Raw genomic sequence first — 17,167 nt, 5'->3', positions numbered from 1 at the left:
GCGGTTGTGCGTGTCAATCGGGCGGGCTAGGCTCGGCGAAAGCAAGGGATATGGGAGAGAAAGGTGCGGGCGAAGCGGGCTACCCTCAAGTCGATCGCCTCGGCGCTCGGCGTGACGCCCACTTCGGTGTCCAACGCCTATAACAATCCCGCCAAGGTCTCCAAGGAGCTGCGCGAGCGCATCATCGCGCATGCGCGCTCGGTCAATTATGACGGTCCCCATCCGACCGCGCGCTCGCTGCGCACCGGGCGCTGCGGCGCGATCGGCGTGCTGTTCAACGATTCCCTGAGCTACGCCTTCACCGACGCGCACGACATCACCTTCCTGCGCGGCATTTCCTCGGTATGCGAGGAGAAGGGCGCGAACATCGTTCTCATCCCGCTCAAGAACCGGCGTCCCGACCAGCGCGACACGCTGACCGCGATGGTCGACGGCTATATCCTCAACGCGCCGTACAAGAGCCATCCGACGATCCGTGCGGCGCTGGTGCGCGGGCTGCCGACCGTGGTCGTCGACTTCGACGCGCCCGAATTCGCCAGCGTGCAGACCAACGATCGCGAGATGACGCGCGCGGTGACCGCCCATCTGCTCGCACTCGGCCACCGCCGGGTTGCCGTGATCACCTTTCCCCATTCGGAAGGCGATGGCGAGATCGTCTCGCTCGACCACGATTTCTCGCAGGAGAATTATGTCGTGCACGAACGCATCGCCGGCTGCCGCGAGGCTTTCGACGCCGAGCAGGTGCCGCTGGACGGGATATTGGTCTGCGAGATGCCGAACAGCGAGGAGGGCGGCAAGCAGGCGGCGGCCCGGCTGCTGCGCCGCCGCCCGGACCTGACTGCATTGATCTGCTTCTCTGACCGGCTGGCGCGCGGCGCCATCGCGCATAGCCAGGCGGCGGGCCTTGCCGTCCCGCAGCGCATCTCGGTGACCGGGTTCGACGGCCTCGATCCGCCCGGGCATCAGCCCGAGGCGCTCCGCCTCACCACGGTGCGGCAGAACGCCTATGAGAAGGGCCGCAAGGCCGCCGAGCTGCTGATGCGCGAAGGCGGGGCAGGGGCGGTGAAGGCCTGCATCCGCGCCGAGTTCGTGATCGGCGAGAGCAGCGCCCGGGCCTGGGAGCCGCGCGGCGAATGACGGCATTGGTACTGGCCGGGCTCGGCAAGAGCTATGACGGCGTCGAGACGATCCGCGGGATCGACCTGGAAGTCGCGGCGGGCGAGTTCGTCGTGCTCGTCGGCTCGTCGGGCTGCGGCAAGTCGACGGTGCTGCGGATGATCGCGGGGCTGGAGGACGTGTCGGCGGGCACGATCCGGATCGGCGACCGCGACGTCACGCACGCGCCGGCCGCGGCGCGTGGCGTGGCGATGGTGTTCCAGTCCTATGCGCTCTACCCGCATATGACCGTCCGCGAGAATCTGAGCTTCGGCCTGCGCAACATGAAGGCGCCGCGCGCCGCGATCGCAGCGCAGGTCGCGCGCGGGGCGGCGATCCTCGAGCTCGACGACCTGCTCGACCGGCTGCCGCACCAGCTTTCGGGCGGGCAGCGGCAGCGGGTGGCGATCGGCCGCGCGATCGTCCGCGACCCCACGCTGTTCCTGTTCGACGAGCCGCTGTCGAACCTCGACGCCGACCTGCGGGTGCGGATGCGCCACGAGCTCGCGCGGCTGCACAAGCGGCTGGGCAGCACGATGATCTACGTCACCCACGACCAGGTCGAGGCGATGACCCTGGCCGACCGGCTGGTCGTGCTCGACAAAGGCCGCATCTCGCAGGTCGGCACGCCGCTCGAAATCTACGAGCGGCCGGCGAATTTATTCACCGCAGGCTTTATCGGCAGCCCGCGCATCAACTTGCTCGATGCGACATTGATCGAGCAGCGGGGCGGGGAAGGGGTGTTCGAGCTGGCCGGCGGCGCACGGTTCACAAAGCCGTGCGGCGGGCTGCGCGCGGGCGACCGCGTGACGGTCGGGCTGCGGCCCGAACATGTCCGCAGCGAGCCCGTCGCGGGCGGCTTCGCGCTCGAACTCTCGGTGGAGGCAATCGAGGCGCTCGGCCACTCGACCTTCGTGTACGGTCATCTCGATCACGGCGGCGAGTTCCGCGCGCGGCTCGAGGGCCATCAGGTCGTCCGCGCGCCGGGCCGGCTGACGCTCCACGCCGATCCCGCGCGGCTGCTGCTGTTCGACGCGGACGGCCGGGCTATCGCAGCGCGCGACACCTGATCGAGAGCCGCCAACTGCCGGATTTCGCAACTTGCGCGATCTAGGTTGATCGTTAAACGTAACGTATTCCGTGGCTCGAATGCTCGCACAGATGGGCATCGCCACTGGAGCAGAGGAGGATGCGCCCCATGAAGGCCACGGAACCATTCCGCCTGATCGGCATGACTGCAATGGTGACGATCCTCGTCGCCGCGGCACCTGCCGGCGCCCAGGCGCTGCAGGACAGCCAGAGCAGCGACACGACTGCCCAGACCGGCGATATGGCGAGTCAGGACGCGGCGGAGAGCGAAGTCATCGTCACCGGGCTGCGCGAGAGCCTGCGCCGCGCGACCGACATCAAGCGCTCGGCGGACAATATCGTCGATTCGATCGTCGCCGACGATATCGGCAAGCTGCCCGACCAGAACATCGCCGAGGCGATCCAGCGCATCCCGGGCGTCACCATCTCGCGCGACAATGGCGAGGGCCAGTTCATCACCGTGCGCGGCCTCGGCCCCGCGTTCAGCACTGCGCTCTACAACGGCCGCATCCTCGCGACCGAGAATCAGGGCCGCGAGTTCAGCTTCGACATCCTGCCTGCCGAGCTGATCAACCGCGTCGATGTGTCCAAGACGCCGACCGCGGCGCAGGTCGAGGGCGGCATCGCCTCCACGGTCGACATGTACACCGCGCGCCCGTTCGACCTCGGAACCAAGCTCGTGCTTTCGGCGCAGGGCAATTACGACAAGCTGCGCGGCAAGGTCTCGCCCCAGGCGTCGGGGCTGTTCAGCACCACCTTCGCGGACGGCAATCTCGGCATCCTCGCCGCGGTCTCGTATATCGATCGCAAGATCGAGGGCCGCCGCATCTTCACCGATGGCTGGGAAGCCAATCAGAGCCTCGACTTCAATCGCGACGGCACCCCCGAATATACCGGCATCTCGCTTCCGACCTATGTCGAATACGGCGTCAACGCGACCAACCGCAAACGCATCTCGGGGCTCCTGACGGCGCAGGCCAAGCTGTCCGATGCGCTGACGTTCACGGTCGACGGGCTCTATTCGAAGCTGGACGTCAACGACGATAACAAGGTGTTCTTCGTTTATGGCGGGCCCGGCGACGTCCGCGCCGGCACGGTCGATGCGAACAACACGCTGACCAGCTATACCGGCATCGCCTCCGGGCCGATGATCACCAACCAGATCCGCCCGCGTCTCGCCAAGACCTATCAGGTCGGCGGCAATCTGGAATGGAAGCCCGATGGTCCGCTGTCGGGGTTCCTCGACGTGTCCTGGTCCAAGGCAACCGACGACACCGGCGGCAACCAGGCGTGGTTCGAAAGCAACCTGGCCGCGCCGGGCTATTCGGCAGCCGGCGTGCAGATGCAGCTCCAGAACGGGCTGCCCGTCTATTCCGGGCTCGGCAATTTCCTCGACACCTCGAACGCGCGGCTCGGCTACATCACGTTCGAGGGGGTCAGCATCTCGGACGAGATCTACCAGATCAACTCCGAGCTCAAATATGAGGCCGAGGCCGGGCCGCTGCGGCGGATTACGGCGGGATTCAACTATTCCGACCGCAAGAAGCAGCGCTTTTCCTACAAGACGCCCGATGCGCTGCAGAGCGTCTTCGGAGGCATTCCGGTGCCGCAGAGCGTGTTCGGCGAGCCGGCGGATGCGAGCGATTTCCTTGGCATCGACATGTTCCCCAGCGGTTTCCCGACATATGATGCGCGGGAGATCGCGGCCTATCTGCTGACCGATGCCGCGATCGCCGCGACGGCCAACCCCGCTGCCACCCGCGCGGCGCTGGCGGCGAACGGCAACAGCCTGGACGTCGTGCTGCTCCCCAGCAACAGCGGCTCGGCGCAGGAACGCACGATCGGCGGCTTCGTCCAGGCGTCGTTCGGTGGCGACTTCGGCTCGCGCAAATGGTCGGGCAATATCGGCCTGCGCTACACGCGGACTAACGTCACCTCGCGCGGGTTCGGACAGGAAATCCTCAGCATCACAACGCCGCCGGGATTGGACCCGATCGTCAACCTGTCCGCACCGCAGGCGCTGACCGAGAAGGGCCGGTACAGCGAGTGGCTGCCGAGCGCCAATTTCAAGGTCGACGTGGTCAAGGACTTGGTATTCCAGGCGGCGGTCGCCAAGACGCTTACGCGCGCGACGCTGAGCGACCTGCTGCTCATCCGCAACATCAACCCGCGGCCGCGCGAGCGCGCGATCACCGACGGCAATCCCGATCTCCAGCCGATGGTAGGGTGGAACTACGATGCGGCGCTGACCTGGTACATCGACCGGTCGAGCTATCTGAGCGTTGCGGTGTTCCAGAAGGACCTGAAGAACCTCAGCGAATCGGTCACCACCACGATTCAGGTTCTCGGCCTCGATTTTCGCCGCACCCGCCCGGAAAATGTCGGCGATGACCGGATCCGCGGCCTCGAACTCTCCGGCCAATATACCTTCAGCGGCCTGCCGGCGCCGTTCGACGGCTTGGGCGTCCAGGGGAATGTCAGCTTCGTCGGCGACGAGGGCAATACGTACAATGTCGTCGGCTTCTACGAAAAAGGCCCGCTGCAGATGAGGCTCGCCTATAACCACCGCGAATCGTACGAGCAGACCGCGCAGGGCAATCGCGGCCAGCCGGTCGACGTCGCGGCCTACGGGATCTGGGACGCCAGCATCAATTTCGCGCTGAACGATCGGGTCACCCTGTTCGCGCAGGGCCTCAATTTGTTCAATGAGAAGACCTTCCTCTATTCGGTCTTCAAGGAGCGGGTGATCTCGTACGAAACCTACGGCCCGCGCTACGCACTCGGCGTGCGGGTGAACTTCTGAGCATAGAATAACGCGCTCTGAGAGGTGCCGCGCCGCCGTCGGCCGGGCGCGGCGACATCTTCCCCGCGGGCGGGCCGACCGTATGCGACGGGCATCTTTCCGACGTAGTGCATTGCTGCGTACGCGCTGCGCACGGGCGGGCAGGCTGGCGCTCGCGGTCAAAGCGCAATGCTGCTGCCGCTGGTCTGTGTTATTTTTGGCGAGCTGTCACAGAATTTCCACACGAGCCGATTAGGCGCGCCCTCGAGACGCGGGGTCCGCCGCGTTTCTGGCTCTAAAGGGGGTTTCCCATGTTCCGCTCAACGCGACGTTCGTCGCGCGCAGCCTTGCGCGTGCTGTTCCTGCTCGGCTCCACGCCCTTGGCCGTACTGGCGGGGGCCAGCCTCGCTCATGCGCAGGATTACACTAACATCGCTGGCTCGGGCCGCGTGACGGCGCAGGACGGGACGCCCGTCGCCGGCGCCGAGGTGAAGATCACGTCGTCCGACAAGGGCGTCAGCCGCACGGTCGTCACCGATCAGAGCGGCGGCTACACCATTCCGCAGCTTACCCCCGGCAATTACGACTTCACCGTCACGGCCGACGACTTTGCCCCTTATGAAGAGCGCGGCATCCCGCTGACCCGCGAGACCGGCGGTGCCAACAGCTTCCGGCTCGTCCCGGCAGCCCAAGGCGGCGAGATCGTCATCACTGGCTCGCGCCAGCGTGTCGCGGACTTCCAGGATACGACCGTGGGCAGCACGATCGACGTCGGATCGCTGAACCAGCGTGTGCCGATCGGCCGCACCCTGCGCGACGTCATGCTGCTGACGCCGGGGACGGTGCAGGGTTCGTCGCCCTCGAATGGCGGCTTCGCCAACCAAGTCTCGATCGCGGGCGCGGCGTTCACCGAGAACGCCTTCTACATCAACGGACTGAACGTCACCGATTTCGTCTCGGGCGGGCAGCCGACCGAAGTACCCTTCGACTTCTACCAGAGCGTAGAAGTGAAGACCGGCGGCGCCCCGGCCGAGTTCGGCCGGGCGACGGGCGGCTATGTGGTCGCGACCACCAAGTCGGGCTCGAACGACTATCACGCCAGCGTCACCGGCATCTGGGAGCCCGACGATCTGCGCGGCAGCGCGCCCTCGACGCGCACGGTCGATTACGACCACGCAACCGCGAGCCGGAAAGAGCTCGTGCTCCAGGCGAGCGGGCCGGTCATCAAGGACCATCTGTTCGTCTACGGCCTTTACAATCTGCGCGAGATCCGCTCGCTGACGCCGCAGGCCAACCAGAACAACGCCACCGGCGTCGCGAACACCAGCCCGTTCTGGGGCGGCAAGGTCGATGGCTACATCACCGGCGACCATCATTTTGAATTCACTTATTTCGACACGACCAACGAAACGCGTAACCGCAGCTACAATTGGGATCGCACGAGCCATACGCTCGGCGACAAGACCGGCGGCACTAACGCCCGCGCGGGCGGCGTGAACTATGTCGGGCGCTATACCGGCACCTTCACGCCCTGGCTCACCCTCTCCGGCGCCTACGGCGTCAACAAGCTGCGCTCGGGGAACGTCCCGCTCGACATCACCAATCCGCAGGTGACCGACTATCGCACCGATCCGGCCGGCATCCAGATCGGCCTGAACAAGGTGACGGACGCCTATAGCAGCACCGACGACAAGCGCGAATTCTACCGCGTGGATGCCGACGTGCAGTTCCATCTGCTCGGCGCGCACCATGTGCGCGGCGGCTACGATCACGAGAAGAACACCCAGTCGCAGACCTTCGAGACGATCGGCGGCGGCGCGTACAAGATTTTCAACGTGACCGCGGATTCGGCCGCGCGGATCGGCCTGCCGGTCGGCACGCAATATTATACGACGCGGGTCTATGCGCAGAACGGCGTCGCGCACGTGCGCAACGAGGCCTTTTATCTGCAGGATCAATGGTTGATGCTGGACAATCGCCTGCGCCTCGACCTCGGCGTGCGCAACGACCGCTTCAGCAACCAGGGCGTGAACGGCGACTCGTTCTTCGAATCGGGCAACCAATGGGCGCCACGGCTCGGCGCTTCGTTCGATCCGGTCGGCGACGGCCGCACCCGCATCTTCGGCTCCTATTCGAAATATTATCTGCCGATGGCCGGCGACATCAACCTGAACGTCGCGGGCAGCCTGGTGACGTACACGCGCTACAATCTGTTCAACGGCGTGAGCGGCGCGGGCAGCATCCCGACCGAGGGCGCACCGATCCTCAGCGTCGTGAACACCACTGCCTGCCCCGACACCGGCGTGCGCAACTGCGAGGTCTCGGCCGACGGATCGGCATTCAACCCGGCCGGCGCGATCGCCACCAACATCAAGCCGCAATCGGACAACGAATTCATCTTCGGCGCGGAACATCAGTTCAGCGACCGAATCCGGATCGGCGCCTATTTCACGCACCGCGAGCTCAAGGACGTGATCGAGGACATTTCGATCGACGCGGGGGCGCGTGCCTATTGCGTGGGCAAGGGCTTCAGTGCGGCCGCATGCCAGACCGCCTATCCGGGCGGCAGCCAGTTCGTCATCGCGAACCCGGGCCGGGACGTGACGGTGCAGATCAACAAGCTGCCCGACGGTTCGACGCCGACTGTGACGCTCAAAGCATCCGACCTCGGCTATCCCGCACCCAGCCGGAACTACAACGCGCTGACTCTTACCTTCGACCGCAGCTTCGACCAGAAATGGAGCCTGGCCGCCGCCTACACACTTGCGTTCGACAAGGGCAATTACGAGGGCGGCGTCCGCTCCGAGAACGGACAGCTGGCGATCAATCGCACTGCCGACTTCGACTCGCCGGGATTCGTGAACGGCGCCTATGGCTATCTGCCCAACGATCGCCGCCACAGCTTCAAGGCTTATGGCAGCTACCGCCTGTTCAAAGAACTCGACCTGGGCGCGAACCTTCTCGTCCAGTCGGCCCCGCATTATAGCTGTATCGGCGCGGTGCCGGTGAGCGTCGACGCCTATGCCAACACCTATCACGGCTATGGCTATTATTGCCGGGGGGAACTGGTGCCGCGTGGTACCGCGTTCAACGGCGACTGGCTGACCCAGGTCGACCTCAGCGCCGCGGCGCACCTGCCGCTGCCTTATGTCGACGCGTCGATCCGGCTCGACGTGTTCAACGTCTTCAACAGCTCGGCCGTGACTTCGTACAATAATTTCGGTGAACTGGGCGACGGCTCCGCCAATCCGGATTACCGCTTGCCGGTGAACTATCAGACGCCGCGTTTCGTGCGCCTGACCGCGCGCATCGGCTTCTAAGGCTTGCACGCCGGAGCCGGCTCCCTAGGACCGGCTCCGGCACAAGCGGCTTTGATAGCTGCCGCACGACGAGCGATCGCGGCGGTGAAACAAGCGATGGAGGGGGCGATAGAAAAACGATCACAGCGGCAGCGCGAGATCATGTCGCGGCTGCGCGGCGGCCGGGCCGTGTCGGTGATGGCGCTCGCCGCCGACCTCGGCGTGTCCGACGAGACGATCCGCCGCGAATTGCGCGCGCTCGAGGACCATGGCGTCCTCGTCCGCGAGCATGGCGGCGCACGCATGACGGCGCCGGTGCATGAGGGGCCGCTGCACCAGCGGATGGAAGAGAATGCCGACGCCAAGCTGCGCATTGCCCGCGCCGCCGCGGAGCTGGTCGAAGACGGCGCCATCCTGTTCATCGATTCGGGCACGACGAGCTGCTTCATCGCGCATCAGCTCTCGGAGCGGCGGTCGCTGACCGTGATCACCAATTCGCTGCGCGTCGCGAACGATCTCGGCGGGATCAACAACAACCGGCTGTTCCTTGCCGGCGGGCAGATGGACTATGATTATCGCGCCTTTTCCGACCATGTTGCGCAGGACTATGTTCGCGGTTTCACGCCGCACCTTGCCATCCTGTCGGTCGGCGGGATCAGTATCGAGCAGGGACTGATGGACTTTCATCCCGGCGAGGCGGCGATGAGCCGGATCGCTTATGCCACGTCCAAGCGCGTGCTGCTCTGCGCCGATTCATCCAAGTTCGGACGGCATGCCCTGATTCAGACCGCTGCGCTCACCGATGTCGACCTCCTGGTGACCGACAAGCCGCTCGGGAAAGACTTTGCGCGCGCATTCGCTCACGCCGAGGTGATCGTCGCCTGACGGGCGCGGAGGGCGTGCAGAAGAGGGAGGCCGATCAGCAGAACGAGCAACGCCCCGGCGCAGGATATCGCCGCGTGCAACAACCAGAATTGCGTGCTCCCGATTCGTTCGTAAAGCACGCCGCCGAACCCCACCCACAGGCTGGAAAAGAAGCCGTGCAGGTAGAAGAGGCCCATCCAGAAGCCGGTTCGCCGCGGCGGGGCAATGCCGACGATCAGGCTCAAGGCCGAGGGCCAGATCAGAACGACGGCGGCGTCGATCAGGAGCAGATACAGGATCGTCCAGGGCAAAGCGAGCGGGGCGCCGCTGCCGGTTGCGTCGGCGACGGCCAGGACAAGATAGCCGGCCGCGCAGCTCAGCCCGCCGAGCAGGATCTGGGTCATCGCGGTAATTCGAATGCCGCGCCTTTCGAGCGCAGCGAAGGCGGTCTGCGAAATGGCGATCAGCGCCAGGGTGAAGGCGCCATCGAGCGAAAGGAACCAGGCCACCGGGATCGCGTGGCCGGCGATGTGGAGATCGACGCGGGTCCGCGCCCATAAGAGGAAGATATTTCCCAGCTGATCGTACGCCGCATAGCAGAGATAGACCGCCGTCAGGGCGGTCAGGAGCAATGCGGTCGCATTGCCCGGCACTGGAAGCGGCCGCGCGATCGGCGCGGGAGCAGGCGCATCGACGGACGGGCGGCCCGCCGGTGCGTAAAATGCGAGCCCCAGCAGGACGGCCGCACCGGCTGCACCGATCGCGTATACGGGTCCGAAAAAGGCGGCGAGCGTGCCGCAGACGAGCGGACCGCAGATCATCCCGGCGTTGAGAAAACCGAGGTAGAGGGCGTACCCACGCCGTCGCTGCGCCTCGTCAGTGAACAGTATCCCGACCTGTGCCGACAGATTGCCCTTGAGCAGGCCGGCGCCGACGGCGAAGGGAACGAGACCGAGCAGAAAGCAGCGGTCGCCCAGCATCAGCGCCAGCCCGAGCAGCATGCCGGCCGCGCCGCCTGCAACCATCTTGCGTCGGCTTCCGATCAGGTCCCCCGCCAATCCGCCCAACGGAATGGCGAGATAAACCAATGCATTGGCATAGCCATAGAGCTGGGATGCGAGGCCGGTCGTGGAGACGGGGCCGAACAGCGCCGTGCTCGCCGCGCGCACGGCATCCGCGCCGAGGATGCGGGAGGTGTCGCCCGCCAACACGCGGTCGACGAGGATCAGGATGAGCAGCGACTTGATGCCCGACAGCGCGAATCGCTCCCAGAACTCCATCGCCGCCAGCGCCAGGAAGGGCCGGCGAAGCAAAGGGTTTCCTGCCGTTGCGACGTCCCGTTCCATCTCGCCCGCCCTTGCCGAACGCGGCACCTAGGCAGGGTTCGCAACAGGACGATGACAACGCGGGCGGAGTTTAAGCGGGGTGCGGCCAGGTCGGGGCGGGCTCGCTGACACCGGCTTCTCCGGTTTCGACATGCCCGGCGAGGCGCAGGCGCGCGCCTCCGGGCTCGCGCAGCAGCAGATCGTACCAGCGATGGTCGCCCAGCGCGATTGGCAGCTGTGCGTCGCCGCCGGGTGCGAGCGTGATCGCTTCCTGCACGCCGGAATGGGCGCAGTGGGTGGTCGCCTCGACCGCCGTTGCGCTCGGATTGCGCATTCGCAGCACCCCCGCCTTTCCGTCTTCGCGCCACGCAATTGTCGCTTCGATCCGTGCCGTGCCGCCCGCGCCATGGAATTCACGCTGGAAGCCGTTGGGCCCTCGCACCACCAAGGCGTACTGCCTGTCCTTCGGTAGCGGCCATTGTTCCTCGAGCCGCGAATTGGCCGCTACGGTGAAGTAGCGCCAGCCGGTGAAATCGACTGCATCCTGAACGCCGAACACCACGCCGGTGGGCCCTTCGTTGGTGAAGCGTAGCGTAAACTCGGAGTCGGACCAGACCGGCTCGACTGCGAAGCGATAGGGCAGCGCGCGGGCCGGACGGGTCCCCGCCTCCTGTACGGGAACCCCGATGCCCGCGGCGATCGCGGGCGCAGGCGCGTTGCGGCACAGCTGCTCGGTTTCCTCCACGTACGTCGCAACGGAGGGCAGCGCGCCGAGCCACTTCGTGTCGAGGCGCGCGCGGTACGGCACGTCGAAGTCGAAGATCGAGGTGAGATCGCCGCACACCGCACGCCGCCAGGGCGAGATGTTCGGCTCGGCGACGCCGAACCGCTTCTCGAGGAAACGCAGCACGGAGGTATGGTCGAACAGCTGCGAATTGACCCATCCGCCGCGCGTCCAGGGGGAAATGACCAACATCGGCACGCGCGGCCCAAGCCCGACCGGCTCTCCCTGATAGGTTTCGCTTCGGACGTCGACGTTGCTCGCGCCGTAGCGCGGCGCGATCGCCGGGATCGGGGCGGGGACGTGATCGAAGAAACCATCATTCTCGTCATAATTGAGGATGAATGCGGTCTTGGCCCAGACCTTCGGGTTGGCGGCGAGCGCGGCAATCAGGCTGCCGATCAGCACCTCGCCGAACGGCACCGGCGCATCGGGATGCTCGCTCATCTGCATCATAGGGACGATCCACGAGACCGCCGGCAGTCGATCGGCGGCGACATCGGCGGCGAACGCGGCGATCAGGTGTCGCGCCTGGGTCTTCTCCGGATCCTCGGGCGGCGTGCCGTCGATCCAATCGACATATGCGCGTCCGCGCCGATAGTGCGACGATGCCCGGTCGAGCTTTCGGAATTCGCTGAAATAGCCGAGCGGGTTGTCCGAATAATTGGCGACCTCCTGATAGACGCGCCAGGATATGCCGGCTTCCTCGAGCCGACCCGCATAGGTGCGCCAGGGGAGGCCGGAGGTGTCGTCGTCCTTGGCCATGTCGGCGCCGGGATTGGGGTCGCTGCCGCCGTTGGTGACGCAGTACACGCCTTCCTGACCGACGCTGAGGCCGTTGGTCCCGGTGAAATGGTAGAGCCGGTTGGGGCCGGTGGGGCCTTGCAGCGAGCAGTGGTAGCTGTCGCAGATCGTGAACTGGTCGGCGAGCGCGTAGTAATAGGGGATGTCGGCGCGGGTCAGGTGCGCCATGGCGAGCGGGCCTTTCTGCTCTGCCCAGGCGTCCCAATTGCGCCACCGCGCCTGGCTGTCCTTCCAGCTGTGATCGAGGCCGGTGAAGCAGCGGGCATTGCTGCTGTTATAGTCGAGCCGGAATGGCCAGGCGATCTGTCCGCCGTCGCGATCGGCGCGGCGCTGCGCCCAGACCGGCTTGCCGCTGGGCAGCGTGACCGGGCGCGGATCGCCGAACCCGCGTACGCCGCGCAGCATGCCGAAATAGTGATCGAACGACCGGTTCTCCTGCATCAGGATGACGACATGCTCGATGTCCATGATCGAGCCCTTCCCTCCAGGGTGGCCCAGCGCTTTTGCCGCCCCACCGTTGACAGCTGCGACACCCGCGGTGCTTGCCAGGAAGGTCCTGCGATCGATCGTCATCCCGTTTCCCAGTCCAACCGGACTCTCGTCCTAACGCCTAGAATAGCGGGCGCGGTAGGGGCGGATTATGCACATGGTGTGACGGTGCGCGATCATTGTTCGATTTTTGATGTGTAGCCGCATCATATCAACAATGAGCCTCGGCCAAGCGGCGCGCAAAGTCGGGACGTCGGCCCTCGATCGTATCGCTCAATGCCCGCGTGCTCTAAGGTCAAGACACGGATCTACCGCATCGAGCCAATGGCGGCCCTATAAGCTGTGGTCCTCGTTAAGGGCGTTTCGCGCCGCCGCTGCGTCGAGATCGACCTCCAATTCGCGGTCCCAGTAGCGCTGCGGCGCGCACCGTTCGAGGAAGGCCGCGCCATCGGCTTCGATCTTCAGCGACATCATGTCGCCGTCCACATCTGCTTCCTCAATACCCGCCTTGCGCAACAGTGGGGAGCGTCGGCAGTGTAGCCGATAAACTTGCAGTGCCCGAACGCGTCGGCAACGAAATCGCGGGTTGCGGCATCGCGCGAGAGCAACGACGCGCCCTCTTTTGAGACGACCAGCGCCACCGCATCGTAGAGCACAGACGGCCCGCCATCGATCTTCTGTTTGCCTTCGGCGAGCGTTCCGTCATCGAGCGTAACGCCGCCGATTTTGGGGGTGACAAACTCGTAGGTCGCGGGAAGCGCCTCGACCGCGGCAATTAGGGCATTGACGACCGCTGCGGGGGCTCCGTCGCTGAGCAGGATGCCCAGCTTGCGCCCCCCGAAGCTGTCGGGGCCGCGCTTGACGATGCTGAGCGCATCGGAGGGCGGCAGGTCAGTGACGGGCGGCACGGCGGGCTCTGCCGCGGGCGGCATTTCCGCCAGGCCCAGCCCAGTCGCTACGAGGCTCGCGAGCTTGGCGTCGATGTTGCGGAGGTGCCCGACCATCCTTTCACAAATGTCGACCCGCGCACATTTGGAGAGCTCGAACACCAATGCGTCGCCGATATGCTTTTGCTCGATCGGTGTCTGGCTGACGAAGAATTGGCGTGTCTGGCTATAATGATCGGCGAAGCTTTCGGGGCGGAGCTGCACCTCGGTCCCCGCCTCTTCCGCCGAGAGATGGCGATAGCCGGTCGCCGGATTCTCGCGCGGCCCGCTGCAGCTGGGCGGCTCTTAGTTCGCGCGTCCCTTGGGATTGCGCATCGCCATATGGCCGTCCTGCTGGAAATTATGGATCGGGCAGCCGCGGCTGGTTGATCGGGACGTGAGTGAAATTGAGCGAACCCAGCCGCTTGGGCTCGTGTCGAGATAGAAGAAATTGCGGTCCTGGAGCAGCGGATCGTTGGAGAAGCCGATGCCCGGCCCGACATTCTGCGTGCAGAAGGCCACCTGCTCGGTCTCGGCGAAGAAATTGTCCACCAGACCGTCGAGCACGAAGCTGCCGATGATCTTTTCCGAACCTCTTTCTCGGGGATGACACGCAAAGCCAGGCACGTCGCGCGCCAGATCGTCAGTATCGCGCGCGGATGCTGGCGAACACGGTTCTGCCCGGTTCTGGGAAGCCGTCCGTCAGCACGTAATCGGCGTCGAACAAGTTGCGGCCGCCGATGCCCAACGTGACCTGCGGCAGGACAGCATAGTCGATCCGCAAACCCGCGGTCACATAGCTGCCGGTCCCGTAATAGGCCGGGACCAGCCCCGTCGCCGATGCCGGTGTAACCGTCGTGCGATCGGACGCGAACTCGACATTGGGGACGATCTCGAGCGCGGGAACCGGACGCCATGAGACGAACACGAAGCCCTTGTGATCGGGCACGTCGGTGAGCGCGAAGGGGCGGATCAGACCGCCCGCCGGCGGTGCACCGACGTCGAAGCTCCGGTGGATATAACTGTAATTGGCCCCGATCTGGAGCGTCGGGCCGAGATCGGCGTCGATCGAAAGTTCGCCGCCATAATAGTCCGCCGAGCCGTAATTCTCGCGACGGTTGAGGTTGGTCGGGGTCCGCACCGAGACCAGCGCATCGGTGAGGTGGCTGTAGAACAGCGCGCCGCCCAGCTTGATCGCGCCGAAGCCGTGGCTGACGCCGATCTCGAAATTGGTCGCACGCTCGGGATCGAGCCCGGGATTGGGTTCGGCGGTGCCGAACTGGCTGCTGAACCGTTCGAACAGGGTCGGGAAGCGCGCGCGCGACGAGACGCTGGCATGCGCCGCCGTGCCGTCGGTGCCCGTCCAGTCGAGCCGCCCCTGCGCGTTCCACGCATCGGCGTTCTTGAGCGGGAAGCTGAACAGCCGCGCCGCGCCGCTGCCGCCCGGCGGCACGCCATATTCCTGCGCGGCGTCTAGGTCGCGCCAGTCATAGCTCGCGCCCAGGGTCAGGCTGAGCGTCTCGGAAAGGGCAAAGCGGTTTTCGATGGCGCCGCTCCAAGTCCGTTCGACGCTGGTCTGCGTCGGCTCGGGCACGCTGGTGGCGAGCCCGGGACGGCTGGTCTGCGATTCATGGTGCTCGTCGCGGCGATAGTGGAACGCGATGCTTAGCGTGTCGGCGGGGGCAAGGGCCACCGCCAGCTCCGCGGAGCCGCCATAGGCATTGTCGTCATAAGGACTGTCGAACGCGCGCGGCAGCGTCTGCGTCGTCTGGCTGCGGTTGTCGAACGAGCGAAGCAGGTTGTCGAGCTTGTTGTAGTACGCGCGGGTCTTGAAGGTTGCCTGATCGCCCAGCGCGGTAGTCGACAGGAAATAGACGCTCTCGATGTTCCAATAGGGCCATGCCCAATTGCGCAGGGACACGTTGCTAGTGTCGCTGACGTGGAGCGGTGCGTTCTTCGAGCCTTCCTGCCGCGTGTAGCTGAGCGAATATTCGTCGGTGGCGTTTGGAGTGAAGCCGGCCTTGAGATTGACTCGCCAGTCCTGCGTGCGGCTGAAATCGCGTTCGCCGCCATCCTCATTGGCCGTCGGCGCGAAGCCGCCTGGCAAGTCCCAATGGTCCTGGAAATTGCGGGCGTAGCTCGCCTGCGCATACCATTTGTCCTGCCGCGTCCCGATCAGGCCGAAGGCGGTGTAGCCGTTATAGTCGGCCTCGCGGCCTAGGTTGACCACGCCGCGTGCCTCGACCTCGAGTTCCTTGGTCGGCTTGCGCGTGACGAGGTTGACCGCGCCGCCCATTGCACCGGGCCCGTCGAGCACCGAGGCATAGCCCTTGGCGACCTGGATCTCGGCCACGTCGGGAGTGAGGAAGCGGCCGTAATCGAGCCGATTGTCGGCGGGGAGATAGACTCGGATACCGTCGATCGACAGTGGCACCTGAAACCGGTCGAATCCGCGCACGAACAGCAGGCGCTCGTTGCGCGAGCCGCCGCTATTGCCGGCGACGACTCCGGGGATCAGGCTCGCGGCATCGTCGAGCGTGTTGCGGTTGAAGGTCGCAATGGCCTCCTGGCCGACCGAGTCGCTGCCGATCGCGACACCCTTGCGGCGCTGTCCGGTGACGATGATCTGCCCGAGTTGGAAGCTAGTATCCTCGATGTCCGTTGACGGCGCGGCCGTATCCTGCGCCCAGGCGGGCAAGGCGGAAAGCGCCGCGGCACAGGCCGTGGCGAGAAGCACAGAACGCATCGGAACCCCCTCTGATCACCCGCCGTCACCGACCGGCATGCATGCTGTATATGATCGGATATAGCGCACTGTACAGTGTCGAAACCGGATGGGGGGTAGGGACAGCTGCACGCGCGCGGTCGGCTAGGATCGAGCGTGGGAGGTCACACTATCCGCAAGTTCTCCAATACTAGGAAGTTCTTGGTATTTCAAATGGATACGGGCTTTACGGCCCAAGGTAGCCAAGCAGGCGAAATGTTACACTGCAAGCCCATAAAGGCTGCGCGGGTCGAGACAGCCGCCCGCTATGTGCTGTCGGAAAGTGCGTGCTCGGTTGCACCCTGAGCGATGGGAAGGGCGCGTAGAAGCGTCTCAAGTTCCGTAAGCGATCCGTTCACGAGCGCGCCGTCGAGCTCCGCCTCGATCGCGCGATAGAGCCGCAGCACCCGGACGCCGGTATCGGTGAGCCGCGCACCGCGGTTGCTGGCGCCGCCCGGGACGGCTTCAACCAACCGGTCCGCCCAGCAGCGATTCATCGCATCGACGAGCATCCACGTGCGTCGGTAACTCATCCGCAACGCGCGCCCCGCCGCCGAGATCGACCCTTCGCGGGCGATCGCTTCGAGCAGGTCCGCCTTGCCGGGTCCCATCGCGATCTCGTCGCCGCAATAGATCTGCGCTTTCAGCTTCAGGGGGCCGACCTGCATGCGTTCACTTACCGATCAGCACGTCGCTCGACTTGACGATCACGGTAACTTGATCGCCCGGCGCCAACGCCAGATCCGCGATCGCCTCCTCGGTGATGCTCGAGGTCACGACGTTGCCCCCGCCGATATCGACCTTGACGGTTCCGTTCACTGCGCCGGGTGTGATCGAGACGATGGTTCCCCGGATCTGGTTGCGTGCACTTATCTTCATGTTCGGCTCC

13 protein-coding genes are annotated in these 17,167 nt (G+C 65.4%); 5 read left to right on the top strand and 8 right to left on the bottom strand.

What is annotated here, in order from left to right; translation table 11 throughout:
• Nucleotides 1–63 precede the first annotated feature (63 nt).
• The 5 genes from AC3WJI_RS01530 to AC3WJI_RS01510 all read left to right on the top strand — a co-directional run bounded on the left by AC3WJI_RS01530 (nt 64) and on the right by AC3WJI_RS01510 (nt 9,210).
• Entirely contained in the window at nt 64–1,137 is a 1,074-nt protein-coding gene (locus AC3WJI_RS01530) for a LacI family DNA-binding transcriptional regulator (protein ID WP_492755466.1), read from the top strand.
• Nucleotides 1,134–2,225 carry an ABC transporter ATP-binding protein gene (locus AC3WJI_RS01525; RefSeq protein ID WP_492755465.1) on the top strand — a complete coding sequence of 364 codons (1,092 nt, stop codon included), beginning with the start codon at nt 1,134–1,136 and terminating at the stop codon, nt 2,223–2,225. The genes AC3WJI_RS01530 and AC3WJI_RS01525 overlap by 4 nt, the downstream gene beginning before the upstream one ends.
• Before the next feature lie 128 nt (nt 2,226–2,353).
• Nucleotides 2,354–5,047: a TonB-dependent receptor gene (locus AC3WJI_RS01520; RefSeq protein ID WP_492755464.1), complete on the top strand. Its 2,694-nt coding sequence runs from the start codon at nt 2,354–2,356 to the stop codon at nt 5,045–5,047.
• A 290-nt stretch (nt 5,048–5,337) separates the two neighbouring features.
• Nucleotides 5,338–8,346: a TonB-dependent receptor gene (locus AC3WJI_RS01515; RefSeq protein WP_492755463.1), complete on the top strand. Its 3,009-nt coding sequence runs from the start codon at nt 5,338–5,340 to the stop codon at nt 8,344–8,346.
• A gap of 96 nt (nt 8,347–8,442) precedes the next feature.
• Nucleotides 8,443–9,210: a DeoR/GlpR family DNA-binding transcription regulator gene (locus AC3WJI_RS01510; protein WP_492755462.1), complete on the top strand. Its 768-nt coding sequence runs from the start codon at nt 8,443–8,445 to the stop codon at nt 9,208–9,210.
• Here the strand turns inward: AC3WJI_RS01510 and AC3WJI_RS01505 are convergent.
• The 8 genes from AC3WJI_RS01505 to AC3WJI_RS01470 all read right to left on the bottom strand — a co-directional run bounded on the left by AC3WJI_RS01505 (nt 9,186) and on the right by AC3WJI_RS01470 (nt 17,157).
• On the bottom strand, nt 9,186–10,502 hold the full coding sequence (locus tag AC3WJI_RS01505) for a POT-type proton-dependent oligopeptide transporter (RefSeq protein WP_492755461.1): 1,317 nt from the start codon (nt 10,500–10,502) through the stop codon (nt 9,186–9,188). The genes AC3WJI_RS01510 and AC3WJI_RS01505 overlap by 25 nt on opposite strands.
• Before the next feature lie 103 nt (nt 10,503–10,605).
• Nucleotides 10,606–12,672 (bottom strand): phosphocholine-specific phospholipase C, encoded by a 2,067-nt coding sequence (locus AC3WJI_RS01500; protein ID WP_492755460.1) that lies wholly within the window; start codon nt 12,670–12,672, stop codon nt 10,606–10,608.
• A gap of 249 nt (nt 12,673–12,921) precedes the next feature.
• Nucleotides 12,922–13,074, bottom strand: a complete 153-nt coding sequence (locus tag AC3WJI_RS01495) for a hypothetical protein (protein WP_492755459.1) — start codon at nt 13,072–13,074, stop codon at nt 12,922–12,924.
• Complete coding sequence (locus tag AC3WJI_RS01490; protein ID WP_492755458.1) at nt 13,059–13,739, bottom strand: catalase-related domain-containing protein; 681 nt, start codon at nt 13,737–13,739, stop codon at nt 13,059–13,061. The genes AC3WJI_RS01495 and AC3WJI_RS01490 overlap by 16 nt, the downstream gene beginning before the upstream one ends.
• An 81-nt stretch (nt 13,740–13,820) precedes the next feature.
• The gene (locus tag AC3WJI_RS01485; RefSeq protein ID WP_492755457.1) at nt 13,821–14,081 is read right to left on the bottom strand and encodes a catalase; all 261 of its coding nucleotides are present in this window, start codon (nt 14,079–14,081) and stop codon (nt 13,821–13,823) included.
• A gap of 76 nt (nt 14,082–14,157) precedes the next feature.
• Nucleotides 14,158–16,260 carry a TonB-dependent receptor plug domain-containing protein gene (locus tag AC3WJI_RS01480; protein ID WP_492755456.1) on the bottom strand — a complete coding sequence of 701 codons (2,103 nt, stop codon included), beginning with the start codon at nt 16,258–16,260 and terminating at the stop codon, nt 14,158–14,160.
• A 284-nt stretch (nt 16,261–16,544) separates the two neighbouring features.
• Nucleotides 16,545–16,946, bottom strand: a complete 402-nt coding sequence (locus AC3WJI_RS01475; protein ID WP_492755455.1) for a winged helix-turn-helix domain-containing protein — start codon at nt 16,944–16,946, stop codon at nt 16,545–16,547.
• A 4-nt stretch (nt 16,947–16,950) separates the two neighbouring features.
• On the bottom strand, nt 16,951–17,157 hold the full coding sequence (locus AC3WJI_RS01470; RefSeq protein WP_492755454.1) for a TOBE domain-containing protein: 207 nt from the start codon (nt 17,155–17,157) through the stop codon (nt 16,951–16,953).
• Between the last annotated feature and the right edge of the window lie 10 nt (nt 17,158–17,167).

It is taken from the genome of Sphingomonas sp. FW306-1B-B10E, from assembly GCF_058782005.1.
This window is presented reverse-complemented; position numbering and strand designations above follow the sequence as displayed.

What these genes read in the sequence shown, in the direction of transcription:
- AC3WJI_RS01525 (WP_492755465.1), top strand. Translation starts at nt 1,134, where the DNA reads ATGACGGCATTGGTACTGGCCGGGCTCGGCAAGAGCTATGACGGCGTC.
- AC3WJI_RS01520 (WP_492755464.1), top strand. Translation starts at nt 2,354, where the DNA reads ATGAAGGCCACGGAACCATTCCGCCTGATCGGCATGACTGCAATGGTG.
- AC3WJI_RS01515 (WP_492755463.1), top strand. Translation starts at nt 5,338, where the DNA reads ATGTTCCGCTCAACGCGACGTTCGTCGCGCGCAGCCTTGCGCGTGCTG.
- AC3WJI_RS01510 (WP_492755462.1), top strand. Translation starts at nt 8,443, where the DNA reads ATGGAGGGGGCGATAGAAAAACGATCACAGCGGCAGCGCGAGATCATG.
- AC3WJI_RS01500 (WP_492755460.1), bottom strand. Translation starts at nt 12,672, where the DNA reads ATGACGATCGATCGCAGGACCTTCCTGGCAAGCACCGCGGGTGTCGCA.
- AC3WJI_RS01480 (WP_492755456.1), bottom strand. Translation starts at nt 16,260, where the DNA reads ATGCGTTCTGTGCTTCTCGCCACGGCCTGTGCCGCGGCGCTTTCCGCC.
- AC3WJI_RS01475 (WP_492755455.1), bottom strand. Translation starts at nt 16,946, where the DNA reads ATGCAGGTCGGCCCCCTGAAGCTGAAAGCGCAGATCTATTGCGGCGAC.
- AC3WJI_RS01470 (WP_492755454.1), bottom strand. Translation starts at nt 17,157, where the DNA reads ATGAAGATAAGTGCACGCAACCAGATCCGGGGAACCATCGTCTCGATC.